We start from the raw sequence: 19,420 nt of genomic DNA, 5'->3' as shown, positions 1-19,420 counted from the left end.
GTGTCCTTGAGCGGCGGTTAGGGTTCTATGCCATACAGATCGCAGTATTCCAGCCATTCCATGCCGGCCATCTCCGCGACTTCACGATGCACTTCCAGACGCTGCGCCTGATACTCCTCAGGCGAATCGGCGGTCAGTTTCAAGGTCAGTTCCCAAGCGAACAAGCCAAGGCTTTCTGCCTCCTCTTCATAGGCTTCGTGCAGACGTTCTTCGCGAAACTGCGCTTGGGTTTCGCCTTTGGCCTGGGCCAGCAATGGATTGAGGTGGTCGAGGGTTTCGCGCAAATCAGGCCGCGCGTCGAGAAATAGTTTCAGGGCATGTTCATGTCGCTGGTCGGTAGGCGCCATGTGTTTTCCTTTGTGAGGCTGATGACCTTAGGTTGCCGTAGCTGACAGCGCATGTCGCGCTATAAATGCAGTAAAGCAGAACGATTTCTGCTGCTGCGATGATACAGTCCGCTTTTTTCTGAATGAGCGAACGCAATGCGAATTCTGATGGTAGCGCTGGCGGCGACGCTGCTGGCCGGTTGCGCGGGCTCCGCGATGAACGATGCTCGCACCAAAACCCCTTACAAGGTTTTGACTTCGGACAAGGCGGAGAAAGTAGTGGCTCAGTGCGTGCAATTCGGCTGGCAGGATGAAGCGGTTTTCGGCGTGGATGCCGCCGCGTATCTGGAATCGCGCCAGCAGGGTGGCACGACGGTTTATACCCGTTCGGCTGAGTCGTTTGTCGATGTGCTGACGGGGCCATCGGGCACGACGCTGAATTATTACGCGCAGAAGGACGATTTTGTCGCCAAGCGGCGTTTGGCGGCGTTGGCGACTTGTCTCTGATCGTGGGTTGAAGCGTCGCAAGCCCGCCCCACCTTTGAAATGCCTTTCAATGTGGGGCGGCTTGCTTACAAAAGCGCTACTGAATTCAATCTACAAGGCGCTTCTGGAAAAAGTGCCGCTTGTGCCCCAGCGGATAATCCGTAATCTCGCCACACTCGCTATAGCCCACTTTCTTGTAAAACTCAGGCGCCTGAAACGAGAAGGTGTCCAGCCAGATCCCCACGCAGTCTTTCTTGCGCGCAAGCTCTTCGGCCATCTGCATCAATTTTGAGCCGATGCCCTGACCGCGGCCCTCTTCCGGCACCGCCAACAGTTCAATGAACATCCACCGATAGAACGTGTGGCCATACAGGCCGCCAAGGATCGCGTCATGCTCGTCACGGACCAAAAGTGCAATGGGCTCCAGTGTCGAGGGGCCTGCTTTGGCGACGTTGTGGGCACGCAGCGGCGCCAGGATGGCGTTGCGTTGTTCTTCGTTCGGGTTCTCTGACAACTCGATGCGCAAGTTCATGCATGACTTCCTTGTGGAGTAAGGCGCCAGACTATCCTGCCTGGTGGTCGTGTTCCAAGCGTCAGTTTAAAACCGCTGGAACCACCGCTCCCGCGCCGGGGTCTAGCCATTTACAGCGTCATTCCAGCACGCGGTTGATGAGGACACCCCATGAACATTTTCGAAGCCCTTCGCGAGAGCCACGACCGCCAGCGCAGCTACGCCAAAGCCTTGGTCAAGACCAGTGGCGACAGCCCCGAGCGGGTCGAGGCCTACAAACAGCTCAAAGCCGAACTGCAAGCTCATGAAACGGCTGAAGAGCGACACTTCTACATCCCGCTGATGGAGTTCGACAACGGTGTCGATCTCAGCCGTCATGCCATTTCCGAGCACCATGAAATGGACGAAATGATGGAAGAACTGGACGAGACCGAGATGTCCAGTCCGGCATGGCTGGCGACGGCTAAAAAGCTCTCGGACAAGGTCCACCACCACCTTGAGGAAGAGGAGCAGAAGTTCTTCCAGATGGCCGGAAAGTTGCTCGACGAGAAACAGAAAGAGCAGCTCGCCGGGCAGTACGAAAAGGAGTTCCAGGCTCAACTGCCTTGAGTCGCAGATGCACGATTTTGTAACCTCGACGCGTACGCCTTTGGCTATGTGTCGAGTACGAGTCGCCACAATGCACTGTGTTTATATCCAGTGTTTCGGTCACTTTACCGATGATGCCCGGTCTGACTGCGACAAAACCGCCGATGGACAAAAAATCCGTCTCCGTTAGCTTGAAGGCCTCTCCTCGCAAAGGAGAGTTCTTAAATCAACGGAGTGAAAAACATGAATCAACCACAAGTACAAACCCAACTGCGACACGGTCGCGTCACTTCCCCGGCGAGCCGGGGTGCGGTCGCTATCGAGCAAGGACTGCTCGGTGCCTGGCAGGTCAATGAAATGGAAGGTGGCAAGAACTTCCCGGCACTGGCTGCCGGGCCGTTTCCGGCGCCCTACGAAACCGACTCTGACAGTGTCGCGCCACCTGCTGACGGCTACATTCTCAGCGGCGGCAAGACCGATCCCCGCGACTGCGTGAACTTCACCAACGACGAAATGAGCAAAAAGCTCGGTCGTCCGTTCGCCTGGCCGCTGCTCAATGTCACACCGGGGCAGACCCTGGAAATCAAGTGGGAATACACCGCGCCGCACACTACGCGTGGTTATCGCTGGCTGATCACCAAGGATGGCTGGGACTCGAACCAACGCATTACCCGCGCCCAACTGGAAGCGCAACCGTTCTTCGAAGACTTCTACACTCAGGTGCCGTATTACAGCCATTCGGCCGAGATGAAGGCCAAGGTTAACCACGAGGTAAAGCTTCCGACGAACAAGAAGGGGCATCACGTCATCGTACTGATGTGGATCGTCGCCAACACCGGCAACGCTTTCTATCAGGCCTTCGACGTCGACTTCAAATAACGGCGCAACGTCGCCAAACCCACACGTTCTGAAGGATTAGAACATGTCAAAAATTGATTTTTCTCTGGTGCAAAACGCGGCGAGCGATGCTGCTGCGCTGATGCCGAGCATTGCCGGTAAAAAAATCCTCATGGGCTTCTGGCACAACTGGCCGGCGGGGCCGAGCGACGGGTATCGTCAGGGCCGATTCGCCAGCATCGCGCTGGAGGATGTACCCAAGGAATACAACGTGGTCGCCGTGGCCTTCATGAGGGGCAACGGTATCCCGACCTTCAAGCCATTCAACGTTTCCGATGCCGAGTTCCGCCGCCAGGTCGGCGTGCTCAACAGTCAAGGGCGGGCCGTCCTGATTTCCCTGGGTGGCGCCGATGCGCACATCGAGTTGCGCAGCGGTCAGGAGCAACCGCTGGCCAATGAAATCATCCGTCTGGTGGAAACCTACGGTTTTGATGGGCTGGACATCGATCTTGAACAGAGCGCGATTGATTTCGCTGCCAACAAGACGGTGCTGCCGGCAGCGCTGAAACTGGTCAAGGATCACTACGCCGGCCAAGGCAAGCACTTCATCATCAGCATGGCCCCGGAGTTCCCGTATCTCACCAGCACCGGCAAATACGTCGGCTACCTGCAAGCGCTGGAAGGCTACTACGACTTCATCGCCCCGCAGTTCTACAACCAGGGTGGCGACGGGGTCTGGGTGCCTGAGGCCAACAACGGTGCCGGTGCGTGGATCGCGCAGAACAACGACGCGCTCAAGGAGGACTTCCTGTATTACCTGACCGAAAGTCTGGTGACGGGGACTCGGGGATTCACGAAGATCGCGGCGGACAAATTCGTCATCGGTCTGCCGGCCAACGTCGATGCGGCGGCCACCGGTTATGTGATCGACAAAACCGTGGTGGGCAACGTGCTCAAACGGCTGGCCATCAAGGGGCATCCGATCAAGGGCCTCATGACTTGGTCGGTTAACTGGGACAACGGTGTGAGCAAGGACCGCGTGCCGTACAACTGGGAGTTCAGCCGGCGTTATGGGCCGCTGATTCACGGTACCCTCGCGAGTTAGTTGCAACTGAGTGAGCCCGGTAGCGCTGCCGGGCTTTTTTTGTTGCAGAGATTATTCGACCATGGCTGCCTACCGATGAAAAAAGGGATCAGGCGCCATGTCTACCACCGCCGAGCGGGTCAATATCATCGACACTCAGGTGTTGTCCCACGACTGGTATCTATTGAAGAAAATCACCTTCGACTATCACCGAAATAACGGGGAGTGGCAGCGCCAGACTCGCGAGGTGTATGACCGTGGCAATGGCGCAGCGATTCTGCTGTTCAATCGCGAGAAGCGTTCGGTGGTATTGACCCGTCAGTTCCGCTTGCCGGTGTTTGTCAACGGCCATGACGGTTTGTTGATCGAAGTGGCGGCGGGGTTACTTGAAGGTGAGGCCCCTGAACAACGGATTCGTGCCGAGGCCGAGGAAGAAACCGGCTATCGCGTCAGTGAAGTGAAGAAGGTGTTCGAGGCGTACATGAGTCCTGGCTCGGTGACCGAGAAACTGCACTTCTTCATTGCCGAATACGATGCAGCATCGAAGGTCAGCGAAGGTGGGGGCCTGGAAGAAGAGACGGAAGAACTGGACGTGCTGGAGTGGTCTTTTGATGATGCGATGGCAGCGTTTTATCGCGGCGAGATCTGCGATGCCAAGACCATCATGCTATTGCAATATGCGGCGATGAAAAACCTGTTCGCTGCCTGAACCCGGATCGAACCTGCTGTTGCTTCAGAGCGACCCCGTATTGGCGAGGGTGGGCTGCAAAGTGACTTGGAATTTTTTGCCAGCGCTGTGCCCGAGAGCGGGCAGGCGCAATGCGCAAACCCGGCCATACTGCTTGATGCGTTTGAAGCGTTCCCCTCTGTTTTGCACAGCCCCTAAAACAAAAAAGAGATCGACTCATGAAGTACGAACCGTTGACCAAATCGCTGATTGCGACCTCACTGGCACTCAGTTGCGTGATGGCTCACGCCGCGTCGGTGGCGCCGGTTGCCGCCGAAAACGGCATGGTGGTGACCGCGCAACACCTGGCCACTCATGTGGGCGTCGATGTATTGAAAAGTGGCGGTAACGCGGTGGATGCGGCGGTGGCGGTGGGTTATGCGCTGGCGGTGGTTTATCCCGCTGCGGGCAATCTTGGTGGTGGCGGCTTCATGACCATTCAATTGGCGGACGGGCGCAAGACCTTCCTCGATTTCCGCGAAAAAGCCCCACTGGCCGCGACCGCCAACATGTACCTCGACAAGGAAGGTAACGTCATCCCCGACCTGAGTACCCGTGGGCACCTGGCGGTCGGCGTGCCCGGCACTGTGTCCGGTATGGAATTGGCGCTGAGCAAGTACGGGACCAAACCACGCACGGAGATGATCGCCCCGGCGATTAAATTGGCCGAGGACGGATTCGAGCTGGAGCAGGGTGACGTCGAGCTGCTCGAATACGCCACCGACGTGTTCAAAAAGGACATGCGTGATTCCGGCTCGATTTTCCTCAGCAACGGCGAGCCGATGCAGGTCGGGCAAAAACTGGTGCAGAAGGACCTCGGCAAGACCCTGCGCACCATTTCCGAAAAAGGCGCCGACGGTTTCTATAAAGGCTGGGTGGCCGACGCCATCGTCACGTCCAGTCAGGCCAACAAAGGCATCATCACTCAGGCCGACCTCGATAAATACAAGACGCGCGAGCTGGCGCCCATTGAGTGCGATTACCGAGGCTATCACGTGGTTTCGGCACCACCACCGAGCTCCGGCGGTGTGGTGATCTGCGAGATCATGAACATTCTTGAAGGCTATCCGATGAAGGATCTGGGCTTCCATTCGGCCCAAGGCATGCACTACCAGATCGAAGCGATGCGTCACGCTTACGTGGATCGCAACAGCTACCTCGGCGATCCGGATTTTGTGAAGAATCCGATCGGGCACCTGTTGGACAAAAACTATGCGACCCAACTGCGCAATGCGATCCAGCCGCAGAAGGCCGGCGTGTCGGCTGAGTTGAAACCCGGCGTGGCGCCCCATGAAGGTAGCAACACCACGCACTATTCGATCGTCGACAAGTGGGGCAATGCGGTGTCGGTCACTTACACTCTCAATGACTGGTTTGGCGCGGGCGTGATGGCGAGCAAGACCGGGGTGATCCTCAACGACGAAATGGACGACTTCACCTCCAAGGTCGGCGTGCCGAATATGTACGGTCTGGTACAGGGAGAAGCCAACGCCATTGCGCCGGGCAAGGCACCGCTGTCGTCGATGAGCCCGACCATCGTCACCAAGGACGGCAAAGTGGTGATGGTGGTCGGCACGCCGGGCGGCAGCCGCATCATCACGGCCACCTTGCTGACCATGCTCAACGTCATCGACTACGGCATGGGCTTGCAGGAAGCGGTCGATGCGCCGCGCTTTCACCAGCAATGGATGCCGGAAGAAACCAACCTCGAAGACTTCGCCGCCAGCCCGGACACGAAGAAAATCCTCGAGAGCTGGGGCCACAAGTTTGCCGGGCCGCAGGATGCCAACCACATTGCCGCGATCCTGGTGGGTGCGCCGTCACTGGGCGGTCAGCCGGTAGGGAAAAACCGTTTCTACGGCGCCAACGACCCACGTCGCAATACCGGGTTGTCGCTGGGTTACTGAAAGGCGTAAAAAAGGGGGCGGGCTCGCGTCCGTCCCCGCCTCAAGGATTGATCAAGGAAGGCTCATCATGACAACCGCATTACTGATCATCGACGTCCAGCGTGCCCTGTGCTCGGGCCAATACCAGTGCTACGACGTCCTCCGCGTGATCGACACCATCAACGACCTCAGCGCCCGCGCGCGTCAGTCAGGGGTTCCGGTGGTGTTCATTCAACATGAGGAAAACGACAGCCCCCTGGCCCATGGCGCCGATGGCTGGCAACTCGCCGAAGGGCTTGAGACCTCGGCGAACGATCTGCGAGTACGCAAAACCACACCGGACTCTTTCTATCAGACCGATCTGAGCAAGCTGCTGCCGATCGAAGACTTTGAAAGCCTGGTGATCTGCGGCCTGCAAACCGACTACTGCGTCAACGCTACCGTGCGCCAGGCCCATCAGTTGGGTTACGACGTGGTGCTGGCCTCGGACGCTCATTCCACCCTTGATAACGGCAACATGAAGGCTGAAGACATCATTGCCGAACATAACAAAGACCTCGCGCACCTGACCGGTTCGGTGGCGCGGGTCGACGTCAAACCTGCCGTCGATATCGTGTTCTAGCCACACCGAGTCGTCCATGTGGGAGCGGGCTTGCTCGCGAAAACGGTGGGTCATTCAACATTGCACTGCGATTCGGCGTGCAGCAATCACGGCATTCAGCCGGCGACTGCTGACTGCCGAACAGCCGTTCAGCGCTGGACACTTCGGCGATGCACGGATGCTCGCGAGCGATCCGAATTCGCGCCGCCACATAGGCGCGCAAGCCGATCAGCGGATCATCGCTTTCGCGCAGCACCGCCGAGGCTTCCCGCAGCGGTTCGACAAAACCCGGCAGCACTTTGCAGTAAAGGTTTTCCTTGGTCTGGAATCAGTCAGCTCGTTTGGCATCAGTGAAGACAAATTTTTTGCCAGTTTTTCCCATTCAGTCTTTCCCCAAACGGTCGCGCGCTCTAGAATCCGCCCGGCTTCCGAGGTGGAGGCGTATTGCCATCATTCGGCATTGTTTACAGAGGGACAGACATTATGCAATTCGGGAAAGTCCTGGCGCTGGGCCTGGTCATCACGCTGGGCGGTTGCGCCAGTTTCACCCAAGATGAAGTGGCGCCGGTGACACTGCCGTCGATGGCCAATTACGCCAATAAGCCAAATGTTTATGTTGATTTCGATTTCTATCAGGGCGAGCCGAAAAGTGCCTCTGCCACTGAAGTGCCGCAGGCGCGCGATCAACTCAAGCCACAACTGCAGAAAATCCTCTCCGACTCCGGCCTGTTCGGCCGTGTCACTCTGGACGAATTTCAGAAGCAGCCGGGCGACTACAACCTGCGTTTGAAGGTGTACAACCATCCGCCTAATGGTGGGCAAATGGTGCTGGCGTTCATCAGCGGTTTCAGCATGATGGTGATCCCGGCTTATGGCACCGATCAGTACACCATGAGCCTGGAAACCCTCGATGATCAAGGTCAGGCGACGACGACCGCGAGCAATCACGATGCAATTGGCACCTGGTTCGGTATCTGGTTCATCCCGCTGATGGCCAACACGCCTAAAGAGGCAATGAGTGACACCTTCACTCGCCAGGTCAACGCACTGCTCAAGCAAATGGTCGAGCGCAACAGCCTGAAATACTCATCACTTGGAGCCCAAATCCCACGGGCCTGAAGCCAAAAAAAGAGCCGCGATTGCGGCTCTTTTTTTGTCTGTTACTTCAATGCCTGAACGAACTGCGGATCGCTGTACAGTTCCTTCAGCAGGTCACGCAGCATCGGGTTGTAAGCGTTGACCGCGTTCGGGATCGCAATAAACCCGAAGAAACTGCTGCTCCATTGGCTGCTGACATTCTTGGTCGCGTCGTACACCACATCGTTGCCGTTGAGCAGGGTGAAACGCGCAGCCAGTTTGCCGTTACCCGTGCCCATGCCGGCGCTGAGTTCGTTCTTCACCACCAGCACTTTCAACTGACGCTGCGCTTGCGGATCCAGCAGACCGGCCTTGCGCAGTTCTTCGGTGATGGCGTCCTGGATGTGCGCCGGGATGCTGCCGGACGGTGAACGGACAGGATTGGCGCGCACAAACAGCGAGCCTTCACCGGATTGCGCGGTGACCTGAGGATTGCTGATCGCATGCAGCGGCGGGGTTTGTTTGAGCTTCTGGACGTTTTCGTAGCTCGGTTCATAGCGGGTCATGGTCATGCCACACCCTTGCAGCAACAGCGCCAACATCGGGATCAACAATAGCGACTTCTTCACGGCAGTTCCTTGCGTGGGAATATAAGGGGGGGCGAATTATGGGCATAGTGCCATCATTGAGCAACCGTGTTCGCCGGCCCCATCAACAAGGCTTCAACCTGCGCCAATTCCCAGGTACTGAGCAAACTCACCGGATCAGTGCCATAGCGCTGCCACGTCTCAAGCGTGCCTTCCTGGCCATCGGGATTGCGGGCGTATTCACAGTGATGCAACTGTTGTCCTGCAAAATCCAGCAGCAGGTGCCAGCCTTCGATGTCGACCACTACCCATCCTGATCCGGTGGATGTTTCGCACACCTTGAGCGCGAGTACGCCCAGCGCAGCCTCACGCAATCGTTGGCAAACCTCGCGGGCGGTCAGAAATACAGCCATGTTCGAACTCGATCAGTGCACAAGAGCGCCAGCATAAAGCGCGGGTCCACAAGTGTCAGCGATCACTGGCCCCATCGCGGACAATTCCGTAACATTCGCAACCCTCTTTTGCGCAACACTCTTTTCACCCAATAAAAGCGGCCGTGTTTGTCGGCCGCTCAATCAGGTAAGCCATGAAACCGATACGTCTGCGCGCCGATGTCCTGGCCGGACTCACTACCTCGTTCGCCCTGTTGCCCGAATGCATTGCATTTGCGCTGGTGGCCCACCTCAATCCGCTGATGGGCCTGTACGGCGCCTTCATCATTTGTACGCTGACCGCGTTGTTCGGTGGCAGGCCTGGGATGGTCTCCGGTGCGGCAGGTTCGATGGCGGTGGTAATCGTTGCGCTGGTGGTGCAGCAAGGCGTGCAATATCTGCTGGCAACGGTGTTGCTGGGCGGTTTGATCATGATGGCGTTCGGGCTGTTGCGCCTGGGTAAACTGGTGCGAATGGTGCCGCACCCGGTGATGCTCGGCTTCGTCAACGGCCTGGCGATCATCATTGCGCTGGCGCAACTGGAGCATTTCAAGAGCGGTGAAGACTGGCTCAGCGGCACGCCGCTGTACCTGATGACCGGGCTTGTGCTGTTGACCATGGCCATCGTCTACATCTTGCCGCGCCTGACCCGTGCGGTGCCGCCGGCACTGGTGGCGATCCTCGGTGTTGGCCTGCTGGTGTATCTGCTCGGCCTGCCGACCCGCACCCTCGGTGACATGGCGCATATCGCTGGTGGCCTGCCGACCTTCGCGTTGCCGGACATCCCGTGGAACTTTGAAACCCTGCGCATCATCGCCCCCTACGCGATCCTGATGGCGCTGGTCGGCCTGCTGGAAACCCTGCTGACCCTCAACCTCACTGACGAAATCACCGAAACCCGTGGCTACCCGGATCGCGAATGCGTGGCGCTGGGTGCGGCGAACATGGTTTCCGGTGCCTTTGGTGGCATGGGCGGCTGCGCGATGATCGGCCAGACCGTGATCAACTTGAGCTCTGGCGGGCGCGGGCGTTTATCCGGCGTGGTGGCGGGCGTGCTGATCCTGTTGTTCATTCTGTTTCTGTCGCCGCTGATCGAACGTATTCCGTTGGCGGCGCTGGTCGGCGTGATGTTCGTGGTCTCGCAGCAGACCTTCGCGTGGGCCTCGTTGCGGGTGGCGAACAAAGTGCCGCTCAACGATGTGCTGGTGATCATCGCTGTGACCATCATCACCGTGTTCACCGATCTGGCCACGGCGGTGCTGTGCGGGATCATCATCGCCGCGTTGAATTTTGCCTGGCAGCAGGCTCGCGAGTTGTACGCCGATCAGCACATGGAAGCCGACGGCAGCAAACTCTATCGCTTGCACGGCACGCTGTTTTTCGCCTCGGCGACGCCGTTCCTCAACCAGTTCGACCCGGCCAACGATCCGCAAAAAGTGACGCTGGATTGCCGGCATTTGAGCTTTGTCGATTACTCGGCGATTGCCGCGCTGAAAACCCTGCGTGAGCGTTACGAAAAGGCCGGCAAGCATTTGCAGGTGTTTCATCTGTCGGAACGCTGCAAGAAACTGCTCAAACGTGCCGGAGTGGAGCACCACTGATCAACAGTGGGAGCCAGCAACCTGGCTCCCACAGGGTTTTGTGTATCCAGGTTTCAGATTGCCGGGAAATCGATATCGGTCAACGCTGCATTGTTCAGGTAGTTGGTCAGTGTCTGTACCGCCACCAGCGCAATCACCTCAATTATTTTCGTGTCATCGATCCCGGCAGCGCGGGCGGCGGCAATCTGCTCATCGCTCAACTGACCTCGGCTTTCGGTGAGTTGATGGGCGAGGGCGGCGTAGGCATTGAGTTCGCCCTGACGCGCTGCGCCGATGTCCTGCGCCGATAGTCCGGCCTTGCTGGCAAACAGGGTGTGCGCCGCCAGGCAATAATCGCAACCGTTGACCTGCGAAGTGGCGAGGTAAACCGCTTCTTTCTCCTTGGCGCTCAGCGAGGTTTTACCGAGTATCGCGGAAGCTTGCAGGTAGGTCTCAAGCGCCACCGGGGCCTTGGCCAGTGTGGTGAACACGTTGGGCAGGAAGCCGATTTTCTTTTTTACGCCTTCGAGTACCGGGCGGGTGGCGTCGGTGGCGGTGTCGAGGCTGATAGCGTGGATGCGGCTCATGGTGATTCTCCGAAAGTCCGGTGCGAAGTGCACCGGCGATGGAGAGGATGTTAATGAGGGTGACTGGCGTATTGGCTGCAAATCGTCGAGGATATGCGACAGTTCGTCCAGATATGCCGTTGAGGAGTCGCCCATGGATCGCCTTTCCACGTTACTCAGTCATTTCGCTGTCCATGCCGGCACGTTTCACAGCGGCAACTTTTGCGGCATCAGCGTTCACGACGGCGAGCCAAACGGGCATGTGCATCTGCTGCAGGCGGGGGAGTTGTTGCTCAAACCGGGCAATGAGCGTGAGATACGACTCGATGAACCGTCGCTGGTTTTTTTTCCCAGACCCTTTGCCCACCGAATGTTTGCCGACGAGTCCATGGACACGAGAGTGGTCTGCGCGACACTGACCTTTGACGGCGGCTCCGGAAACGCTCTGGCGGCCGCGCTGCCGGATTATCTGGTGCTCAAACTCACCGAGATCCCCGAGCTGGGCAATACCCTGGAGTGGCTATTCAAGGAAGCTTTCGAAGGGCATTGCGGGCGCGTCGCCGTGATGGATCGGCTGTTCGAATTGCTGGTGATTCTGCTGTTGCGCCACCTCATCAGCAATCGTGACCAACAACCGGGGATGATGGCCGGGCTGGCCGATCCGCGTTTGTCTCGCGCCTTGAACCTGATACACGAACAACCGGCAAAACCTTGGAGCGTGGCTGACCTGGCGACTGCTGCCAATCTGTCCCGCGCCGGATTTGCCGAGCAGTTTCGCCGCGTCGTCGGGCAGACTCCGGCCGATTACCTGCTGAGTTGGCGGGTCAGCCTCGCGCAGAAACGCCTGCGCGAGGGCAAACCGATTGCACTGATCGCCGAAGAGGTCGGTTACGAAAGTCCTTCGGCGCTGGCCCGGGCGTTTCGACGCAAGACCGGATCAAGCCCTCGGGAGTGGAAGGCCGGCACTTGAGCATTATTGGGCGAATTTCTTCGCCCCGGCCACACACACAATCACGCCCAGCGTCACCGCGAGCATGCCGATGCTGACTTGTTCATGCAGCAACGTCGCGGCCAGCGCCAAACCGAAAAACGGTTGCAACAACTGCAACTGCCCCACTGCCGCGATCCCGCCCTGCGCCAGTGCGCGATACCAGAACACAAACCCGATCAACATGCTGAACAGCGACACGTAGGCCAGGCACAGCCACGCCGACAGGCTGATGTGATTGAGCGAGGCGGGCGCCAGCCACAGACTCAACAGTGCCATCACGGGTAACGACAACACCAATGCCCAGCAGATCACCTGCCAGCCGCCGAGGCTTCGCGACAGTTTTGCGCCTTCGGCATAACCCAGGCCGCACGCCAGAATCGCCGCGAGCATCAGCAAGTCACCGGTGGGCGAGGCGCTGATACCCTGGGATAGCGCGAAGCCCACCACCAAGGCACTGCCCAGAAGCGAAAAGCCCCAGAACACCGGTCGAGGCCGCTCACCGCCGCGCAGCACGGCGAACATCGCAGTAGACAGTGGCAGCAATCCTACAAAAACAATCGAATGCGCCGACGTGACGTGTTGCAACGCGAGTGCGGTCAACAGTGGAAACCCAAGCACCACACCCATGGCCACAATCAGCAACGACCGCCACTGAGTCCGTGCCGGTCGCCGCGCTCGAAACAACCACAGCCATGTCACCGCCAACAACCCGGCGATGGCGGCGCGCACCACGGTGAGAAACACCGGATCGAACTCCAGCACCGCCACCCGCGTGGCCGGCAGCGATCCGCTGAAGATCACCACGCCGATAAAGCCGTTGATCCAGCCGCTGGTTTTTTCCACGGCCGGGTGAGTCAGGTTCGAAATCCGTTCCATGTTAAGGCACGCTCAAAGGTGGGGTTGCATTGCCGCCATGCTGGGGCCGAAAATCAGCACAATCAAAGAATTGTCATGGATACATTCCGACATGCCACGCTCGCGCTACAAGACCCTTGTTGACCTCTACGCCGCTGATATTCGCGCGGGCCGTTTGGCGCCCGGTACGCGATTGCCCACTCATCGAGAACTGGCCGCCAAAGAGGGGTTGGCGTTGGTCACGGCCTCGCGGGTGTACGCCGAACTGGAGGCGATGGGCCTGGTCAGCGGCGAGACCGGACGAGGGACGTTTGTGCGTGAAACGTCGTTATCGGCGGGGCTGGGCATTGATCAAAAGGACGTAGCGGTCGGCATGATCGACCTCAATTTCAATTACCCGTCGCTGCCCGGTCAGGCTGACCTGTTGCGCACTGCGCTGCGGCAATTGGCATTGTCCGGTGATCTCGAAGCGCTGCTGCGCTACCAACCCCACACGGGTCGTCAACACGAACGCGCCTCTGTCGCTCGACACTTGCAAACCCGTGGCGTACAGGTCGACACCGAGCAAGTGCTGATCGTTAACGGTGCCCAGCAAGGACTGGCGGTGACGTTGATGGCGCTGCTCAAACCGGGCGACGTGATCGCGGCGGATGCGCTGACCTATTCCGGGTTCAAGGTGTTGGCCGAGGCCCTGCATCTGGAAGTGGTGGCGATCCCGCTCGGCGATCAGGGGCCGGATCTTCAGGCGCTGGAAACGCTCTGTCGCAGCCGTTCGGTGTGCGCCGTCTACAGCATGCCGACCCTGCACAATCCGTTAGGGTGGGTGACGCCTCTTGAGCAGCGTGAGCAACTGGTCGCGATTGCCCGGCGGCATGATCTGACAATCATTGAAGATGCGGCCTACGCGTTTCTGGTGGAAAACCCACCGCGTGCGTTGGTCGACCTGGCGCCTGAGCGCACGGTGTACGTGACGGGACTTTCCAAGAATATTGCCACGGGCCTGCGCGTCGGTTTTATCGCGGCGCCTGCGCCCAGGGTGCCGGCACTGGAGCGCATCATTCGCGCTACCACCTGGAACACGCCGGGCGTGATGACGGCGCTGGCCTGCGGCTGGCTCGACGACGGCACCGTCACACGGCTTGAAGAACAAAAACGCCAAGACGCCAAGGCGCGCCAGGCATTGGCCGCCGAGTGGCTCAAAGGGCTGACCTGCATCGGCCATCCGTCCTCGTACTTCCTGTGGCTACCGCTGCCGGAAGACGTGCGCGCCGATCAAATGGTCGTCGAATTGATGCACGAACAGATTTCGGTCACCACCGCCGAGCCGTTTTCCGTGTCGCCCCATGCGCCACACGCGATTCGCCTGGCATTGGGCTCGGTGGACATGGCGGTGTTGCGCCAGGCCTTGATCACTGTCAGAAAGGTCGTTGGCGCTTACCTGTGAAAACCAAAGTGCTACCCTTGCGCCGCCCGTCTTTTATGCCGACCCGGAACCCTAAATGAAAAACCGCGCGTCACTGTCTTCAGTTCTGATCCTCACGGCTGGCTTGCTCAGCATCACTGCCCACGCCGCAGGCGACCCTGAAGCCGGCGCAAAAATCTTCCCGCGCCTGTGTGGCGGCTGCCATCAGGTCGGCGAATCCGCTCGCCCGGGATTTGGCCCACAGCTCAACGGCATCATCGGTCGACCGGCCGGGACGTCGGCGAATTACGTGTATTCCGAAGCAATGAAGAACTCAGGGGTGACCTGGGATCACGAAACACTGAAGGCTTACCTGAAAGATCCCAAGGGCGTGGTGCCGGGCACGCGGATGATTTTCTGGGGGCTGAGCGACGAGGAAAAACTTGAAAATCTGCTGGCGTATCTGCAGGTGTTTTCCCCGGTAGGCGCTGCCCAGTGAAACCAGGCAACGCCTACGGTTGTGTCGGCGTTGCACTGTAACCGTGGCTGGCCACTTGATTACGACCCGCCGCTTTGGCCTGATACAACTGCTGATCCGCGCGCTTGATCAGATTGCCGGGGCTGTTGTCCGCCGGGTCAGCCAACCCGACACCGACGCTGACCGTCACCTGCCCGGCGGTGGCGAAATCAGCCTCGGCCACTGCAGCGCGGATCTTCTCGGCGACCCTCTCAGGCGTGTCGGGCATGCTGATTTCCGGCAGCAGTACGGCGAACTCCTCACCGCCGTAACGTGCCACGAAGTCGGTGGTGCGCAGGCTGGTCTGAATCAATTGCGCCAATTGTTGCAGCACTTCGTCGCCGACCGCATGACCGTGGGTGTCATTGATGCGTTTGAAGTGGTCGGCGTCGATCAGCAGTAACGCGAACGGCCGCCCCGTGCGCCGGAACAGCAGGCTGTATTCGGTGAGTTTTTCGTCGAAACGGCGACGGTTGAAGACGCCGGTCAGGGCGTCGTGAGTCGCGAGGTTCAGCAACTCGGCGTTGGCCTGCATGAGGTCGGCGGTGCGTTGTGCCACGGTGGCTTCGAGCGTGGCGTTGGCTTGCTGCAGTTCGCGCTCTTTGCCGAGCAGCGAATGGGTCATCGCCTCGATTGACTGGCCGAGCTGGGCAATTTCCCGAACCGGATGTTGAAGAGGGAAGTGCGCGCCGGGCTGGTTGTCCTGTACCTGTTTGGCCGAGCGCGCGAGTTGCTCGATCGGACGGCTCAGATACAGCGCCAGGTAATACGCCACCACACCAAATATCACGGCTGCGAAAACCCCAAGAATCAACAGCTTATAGAGCAGCAGGTGTGCCGGTTGTAGTGCGGTTTCCAGTGGCTGACGTAAGGCAATCGACCACGACAGTTTCGTGGTTGATGGCGTGGGCACGGTGACCATGCTGGTCAGATAACCGTTACCGACGGACCATCCGCTCGACTTCGAATCGTTCGTTGCCAGTTGCTGGCCCATCAGGGCTTCGGGATACAAGACCTTCCCATCGTTATCGATGATCAGCGCCTCAATGTCCGGCGAAGCGTTCTTGTGCGAAAACGCCGCCGATTCGACGATACGCGTGATCCAGCTCCAGTGAGCGTGGGCGCCGAGCACGCCAATCACCTGACCTTCGGCGTTGTGGATGGGGGCGGCAAAATCGATAAAACGCAGCGGTTCGCCGTTTGGCATGCCCGGGAGTAACTTGGCCAGCAGCACGGCTTCATGGGGATCACCGGTGTATTGGCCACGTAACCCGGCCTGAAACCACGGTCGTTGCTGCACCGATTGACCGACCAACAGCCCATTCACGGCTTGATGTACGCGACCCTCGGCGTCGGTTACACCCATCCACGCGTACTCGGTACGCGCCTGAGTGCGCAACTGCATCGACTTCAGAATCGCCGGGTTATCGAGATCGCCACGCTCCAGATGAGGCGCCCGGCTGAGCATATAAACCTCAAGCTGGCGCTCGCGCAGTTGTTCGCCGAGCGACGTGGCCGCCGACCGCGCAGTATTGAGCAGCGCATTACCGCTGGCCTGTTTCATCTGTTCGGTGGCGATGTGCCCGACATAAAAGCCGACACTCAACAACGTCAGCAGGGACACACCGGTAAACCAAAGGGTGAGGTGGCTACGCAGACTGGCTTTGAGCATGAGCGATGTCTGTCTTTGTGTGAGTGGCGCCATGGTATGCGACATCGTCGATGGGCTGCCAGCGATGTGGTTGATGAAACGTGCCGAAACAGTGGACGCAAAAAAGCCCGGCTGATCAGGCCGGGCTCTTCGATGGGACAGTGGTGGCGCCAGTGATTCATGCAACGCGGCGTTCGATCAGACGATCCGAGCCACCCTCGGCAACACGGCGTTCGATCAGACGATCCGAGCCACCCTCGGCAACACGGCGTTCGATCAGACGATCCGAACCCCCTTCAGCGACACGACTTTCAATCAACCGATCCGAGCCGCCTTCAGCGACCAGGGTGTGAACGGGAGTGGCGGCAAAAGCGTTAACTGCGAAAACCGAGAAAGCGAGGCTGAGAAGGGTTTGGCGTTTCATGATCGTGTGCTCCGAGGTGTATTGGGTTTGTCTGGAGCCGATGTTACGCCGCGGATTTTTTATGAGAACTTCATTGACGTGATGGTGACTATCGATGCCAGCGATGTCTGCCCGAACCCCGTCCTACGGGGCTATTGCCCGAATACACAACTCCCCGGTTGCGCGGGTCAGCGCCAACGCATGCAACGCGTCATGGGTCAGACCGCTGCGCGCCTTGGCGAGCCAGGCCGGGCAACTGGAATCATGACGATAAGGCGCAAAGTCGGCATATTGCTGCAGCAGACGGGTTTGCAGTTCATCCAGACGCGGGCGAATCTGCTTGCCCAGATCCGGGCGCGGCGTGTTCGGCGCGGCACCGGCCGCTTGCCATTGGGCCAGCAAACCGTATTGCACCAGTTTGTTGGCTTCCATTTGCGCGGCAATCAACTGCGAGACATCTTCCGGATCGAGCTTGCGCTCGCTGGCCAGCGTGCGGGCATTGGCGATGACCTGCGCTTCCCGTGGGCTGTCCTGAATCGGTTTGCCGCTGTCCCACTTGGTCAAAGCGACGAGATCGCCGATATTCAGGCGTTCGTTCAGTGTCAGCAGCAACGGTTGCAAGGACTCAGGAGCTGGCGTCGATGTAGCAGCGTGAGAAGTGCCAGCGAGTAAGGCTAGGCCAGTGCTGATCAGCAGCTTTCGAAAGGGGGGCATTAACAGAACCTCAATGGATGACATTAACGGGTTGTTGTTTACCACAACTGCGAACCGACACATAACAGACCCATGCCCGTTACACAGACAAGGTGCGCAAGAATCAACACTGACTGAAATGTTAATTGCACCCCGCACCCAACTCACCGAAGCTATCCTCAATCAGCCTTCCCGCCGTCGAGATGGACCTCATTTAATGCAAACCCCCACCGCCACCAAACCCCTCTGGCAAACCTACCTGCTGTTCCTTGCGCCGATGGTGCTGTCCAACTTCCTGCAATCGATGTCGGGCACGATCAACAGCATCTACATCGGTCAGATGCTGGGCACCCAGGCGCTGGCGGCGGTGTCGGGCATGTTTCCCGTGGTGTTCTTTTTTATCGCCCTGGTGATTGGCCTGGGTGCGGGCGCGGGGGTGTTGATCGGTCAGGCGTGGGGGGCGCGCGAATCGCACATGGTCAAGGCGATTGCCGGGGCAACGCTGTTGCTTGGGGTGTTGATTGGTCTGGTGGCAGCGGTGTTGGGCAGTGTGTTTGCGCGGCAGGCGTTGACGGGGTTGGGCACGCCCGCCGACGTGCTGGACGATGCGGTGGCGTATGCCCATGTGATGATGTGGATTTTGCCGTCGCTGCTGGCCTTTGTGCTGTTCACGCAGTTGTTGCGCGGGGTGAGCGACACGGTTTCGCCACTGCTGGCACTGATGGTGTCGACCTGTGTGGGGCTTGCGCTGACACCGGCGTTGATTCGTGGCTGGTTCGGCTTGCCGCAACTGGGCATCCAGAGTGCAGCGTTTGCGGGGCTCGCCGGCAACCTGTCGGCGATGGCGTGGCTTGCATGGCGGCTGATCCGCAAGGGTCATCCATTGGCGCCCGATCGCGAGTTCTTTAAAGCGCTGCGCCTGGACGGGGTGATTCTTGGCAAGGTCCTGCGCATCGGCCTGCCGACCGGCGTGCAGATGATCGTGCTGTCGTTGTCGGAACTGGTGATTCTGGCGCTGGTCAACCAGCACGGCTCGCAAGCGACGGCGGCGTATGGCGCGGTGACGCAGATCGTCAACTATGTGCAGTTCCCGGCGTTGTCGATTGCGATCACCGCTTCGATCCTGGGCGCACAGGCCATCGGGGCCGGGCGGCTGGAGCGCATGGGGCCGATCCTGCGCACGGGGCTGTTGATCAATGTGTGCCTGACCGGTGGCCTGATTGTGCTGGGCTATGTGCTGTCGCACTGGTTGCTCGGGTTATTCCTCACCGACGACTCGACCCGAGCAATGGCTGAACACCTGTTGCACATCATGTTGTGGAGCCTGTTGGTGTTCGGTTTCCAGGCAATCATCGGCGGGATCATGCGCGCCAGTGGCACGGTGTTGGTGCCGGTGGTCATTGCGATTATCTGTGTCGTGGGAGTGCAATTACCGGCGGCGTATTGGCTGGACGGGCACTTTGGCTTGCAGGGTGTGTGGATGGCGTTTCCGGTGGCGTATCTGGGCATGCTGGTGTTGCAGACGGTGTATTACAAACTGGTCTGGCGGCATCAGAAGATTGAACGCCTGGTCTAGTGGTTGGCATAACCGCCCGTTGTTTGCTTAAGTCAACCGAGTCCC

21 protein-coding genes and 2 pseudogenes are annotated in these 19,420 nt (G+C 59.0%); 13 read left to right on the top strand and 10 right to left on the bottom strand.

Going from position 1 to position 19,420, the window contains the following annotated elements; translation table 11 throughout:
- Positions 1–17: 17 nt before the first annotated feature.
- Entirely contained in the window at positions 18–347 is a 330-nt protein-coding gene (locus tag AACY50_RS18990) for a DUF6388 family protein (protein ID WP_221730362.1), read from the bottom strand.
- 135 nt (positions 348–482) lie between these two features.
- Here AACY50_RS18990 and AACY50_RS18985 point away from each other — a divergent pair, with 135 nt between their 5' ends.
- A complete protein-coding gene (locus AACY50_RS18985) occupies positions 483–833 on the top strand; it encodes a hypothetical protein (protein WP_339434093.1) in 351 nt (116 codons plus the stop codon).
- Positions 834–918: 85 nt separating this feature from the next.
- Here AACY50_RS18985 and AACY50_RS18980 read toward each other — a convergent pair whose 3' ends face one another.
- Entirely contained in the window at positions 919–1,344 is a 426-nt protein-coding gene (locus AACY50_RS18980; RefSeq protein WP_339434094.1) for a GNAT family N-acetyltransferase, read from the bottom strand.
- A 150-nt stretch (positions 1,345–1,494) separates the two neighbouring features.
- Here AACY50_RS18980 and AACY50_RS18975 point away from each other — a divergent pair, with 150 nt between their 5' ends.
- From AACY50_RS18975 to AACY50_RS18950, 6 genes and pseudogenes are all read left to right on the top strand, one after another.
- Positions 1,495–1,932 carry a hemerythrin domain-containing protein gene (locus tag AACY50_RS18975; RefSeq protein WP_339434095.1) on the top strand — a complete coding sequence of 146 codons (438 nt, stop codon included), beginning with the start codon at positions 1,495–1,497 and terminating at the stop codon, positions 1,930–1,932.
- A 222-nt stretch (positions 1,933–2,154) separates the two neighbouring features.
- Complete coding sequence (locus tag AACY50_RS18970) at positions 2,155–2,790, top strand: lytic polysaccharide monooxygenase auxiliary activity family 9 protein (protein ID WP_339434096.1); 636 nt, start codon at positions 2,155–2,157, stop codon at positions 2,788–2,790.
- Between the two features lie 43 nt (positions 2,791–2,833).
- Positions 2,834–3,835: pseudogene (locus tag AACY50_RS18965) on the top strand (chitinase); the annotation flags it as partial.
- A gap of 115 nt (positions 3,836–3,950) precedes the next feature.
- Complete coding sequence (locus tag AACY50_RS18960) at positions 3,951–4,541, top strand: NUDIX domain-containing protein (RefSeq protein ID WP_339434098.1); 591 nt, start codon at positions 3,951–3,953, stop codon at positions 4,539–4,541.
- A gap of 197 nt (positions 4,542–4,738) precedes the next feature.
- Positions 4,739–6,466: a gamma-glutamyltransferase gene (ggt, locus tag AACY50_RS18955; RefSeq protein WP_339539006.1), complete on the top strand. Its 1,728-nt coding sequence runs from the start codon at positions 4,739–4,741 to the stop codon at positions 6,464–6,466.
- Between the two features lie 67 nt (positions 6,467–6,533).
- On the top strand, positions 6,534–7,067 hold the full coding sequence (locus AACY50_RS18950; protein ID WP_339464576.1) for a cysteine hydrolase family protein: 534 nt from the start codon (positions 6,534–6,536) through the stop codon (positions 7,065–7,067).
- On the opposite strand, the gene AACY50_RS18945 is transcribed toward AACY50_RS18950, so the two are convergent.
- Positions 7,039–7,302: a hypothetical protein gene (locus AACY50_RS18945; protein WP_339464582.1), complete on the bottom strand. Its 264-nt coding sequence runs from the start codon at positions 7,300–7,302 to the stop codon at positions 7,039–7,041. The two genes, AACY50_RS18950 and AACY50_RS18945, sit on opposite strands and share 29 nt — an antisense overlap.
- Positions 7,303–7,529: 227 nt before the next feature.
- On the opposite strand from AACY50_RS18945, the gene AACY50_RS18940 reads away from it, so the two are divergent.
- Positions 7,530–8,165 (top strand): hypothetical protein, encoded by a 636-nt coding sequence (locus AACY50_RS18940; RefSeq protein ID WP_339434102.1) that lies wholly within the window; start codon positions 7,530–7,532, stop codon positions 8,163–8,165.
- A gap of 41 nt (positions 8,166–8,206) precedes the next feature.
- Here the strand turns inward: AACY50_RS18940 and AACY50_RS18935 are convergent, their stop codons facing one another.
- Positions 8,207–8,752 (bottom strand): hypothetical protein, encoded by a 546-nt coding sequence (locus AACY50_RS18935; protein ID WP_339539005.1) that lies wholly within the window; start codon positions 8,750–8,752, stop codon positions 8,207–8,209.
- Positions 8,753–8,805: 53 nt separating this feature from the next.
- Positions 8,806–9,123, bottom strand: coding sequence for a DUF7693 family protein (locus AACY50_RS18930; RefSeq protein WP_339434104.1), 318 nt, complete (start codon positions 9,121–9,123; stop codon positions 8,806–8,808).
- Positions 9,124–9,296: 173 nt separating this feature from the next.
- On the opposite strand from AACY50_RS18930, the gene AACY50_RS18925 reads away from it, so the two are divergent.
- Positions 9,297–10,742 (top strand): SulP family inorganic anion transporter, encoded by a 1,446-nt coding sequence (locus AACY50_RS18925; RefSeq protein WP_339434105.1) that lies wholly within the window; start codon positions 9,297–9,299, stop codon positions 10,740–10,742.
- 53 nt (positions 10,743–10,795) lie between these two features.
- Here AACY50_RS18925 and AACY50_RS18920 read toward each other — a convergent pair whose 3' ends face one another.
- Positions 10,796–11,308: a carboxymuconolactone decarboxylase family protein gene (locus tag AACY50_RS18920; protein WP_339434106.1), complete on the bottom strand. Its 513-nt coding sequence runs from the start codon at positions 11,306–11,308 to the stop codon at positions 10,796–10,798.
- A 133-nt stretch (positions 11,309–11,441) separates the two neighbouring features.
- Between AACY50_RS18920 and AACY50_RS18915 the strand changes: the two genes are divergently transcribed.
- Complete coding sequence (locus AACY50_RS18915) at positions 11,442–12,257, top strand: AraC family transcriptional regulator (protein WP_339434107.1); 816 nt, start codon at positions 11,442–11,444, stop codon at positions 12,255–12,257.
- Between the two features lie 3 nt (positions 12,258–12,260).
- Here AACY50_RS18915 and AACY50_RS18910 read toward each other — a convergent pair whose 3' ends face one another.
- A complete protein-coding gene (locus AACY50_RS18910; protein ID WP_339434108.1) occupies positions 12,261–13,154 on the bottom strand; it encodes a DMT family transporter in 894 nt (297 codons plus the stop codon).
- 91 nt (positions 13,155–13,245) lie between these two features.
- Here AACY50_RS18910 and AACY50_RS18905 point away from each other — a divergent pair, with 91 nt between their 5' ends.
- Both AACY50_RS18905 and AACY50_RS18900 read left to right on the top strand, forming a co-directional pair.
- The gene (locus tag AACY50_RS18905; RefSeq protein WP_339539004.1) at positions 13,246–14,577 is read left to right on the top strand and encodes an aminotransferase-like domain-containing protein; all 1,332 of its coding nucleotides are present in this window, start codon (positions 13,246–13,248) and stop codon (positions 14,575–14,577) included.
- A gap of 55 nt (positions 14,578–14,632) precedes the next feature.
- Positions 14,633–15,034 carry a c-type cytochrome gene (locus AACY50_RS18900; protein WP_339434110.1) on the top strand — a complete coding sequence of 134 codons (402 nt, stop codon included), beginning with the start codon at positions 14,633–14,635 and terminating at the stop codon, positions 15,032–15,034.
- A gap of 13 nt (positions 15,035–15,047) precedes the next feature.
- Here the strand turns inward: AACY50_RS18900 and AACY50_RS18895 are convergent, their stop codons facing one another.
- The 3 genes and pseudogenes from AACY50_RS18895 to AACY50_RS18885 form a co-directional block, all read right to left on the bottom strand.
- Complete coding sequence (locus AACY50_RS18895) at positions 15,048–16,724, bottom strand: sensor domain-containing diguanylate cyclase (protein WP_339539002.1); 1,677 nt, start codon at positions 16,722–16,724, stop codon at positions 15,048–15,050.
- A gap of 160 nt (positions 16,725–16,884) precedes the next feature.
- Positions 16,885–17,127, bottom strand: a pseudogene (locus tag AACY50_RS18890) (hypothetical protein); the annotation flags it as partial.
- 123 nt (positions 17,128–17,250) lie between these two features.
- Positions 17,251–17,820, bottom strand: coding sequence for a chorismate mutase (locus AACY50_RS18885; protein WP_339433851.1), 570 nt, complete (start codon positions 17,818–17,820; stop codon positions 17,251–17,253).
- A gap of 196 nt (positions 17,821–18,016) precedes the next feature.
- Between AACY50_RS18885 and AACY50_RS18880 the strand changes: the two genes are divergently transcribed.
- A complete protein-coding gene (locus AACY50_RS18880) occupies positions 18,017–19,375 on the top strand; it encodes an MATE family efflux transporter (protein ID WP_339539001.1) in 1,359 nt (452 codons plus the stop codon).
- Positions 19,376–19,420 lie beyond the last annotated feature (45 nt).

Origin of the sequence: Pseudomonas sp. RA_15y_Pfl2_54, from assembly GCF_963971015.1 — a bacterium.
Taxonomy (GTDB): Bacteria; Pseudomonadota; Gammaproteobacteria; order Pseudomonadales; family Pseudomonadaceae; genus Aquipseudomonas; species Aquipseudomonas baetica_A.
This window is presented reverse-complemented; position numbering and strand designations above follow the sequence as displayed.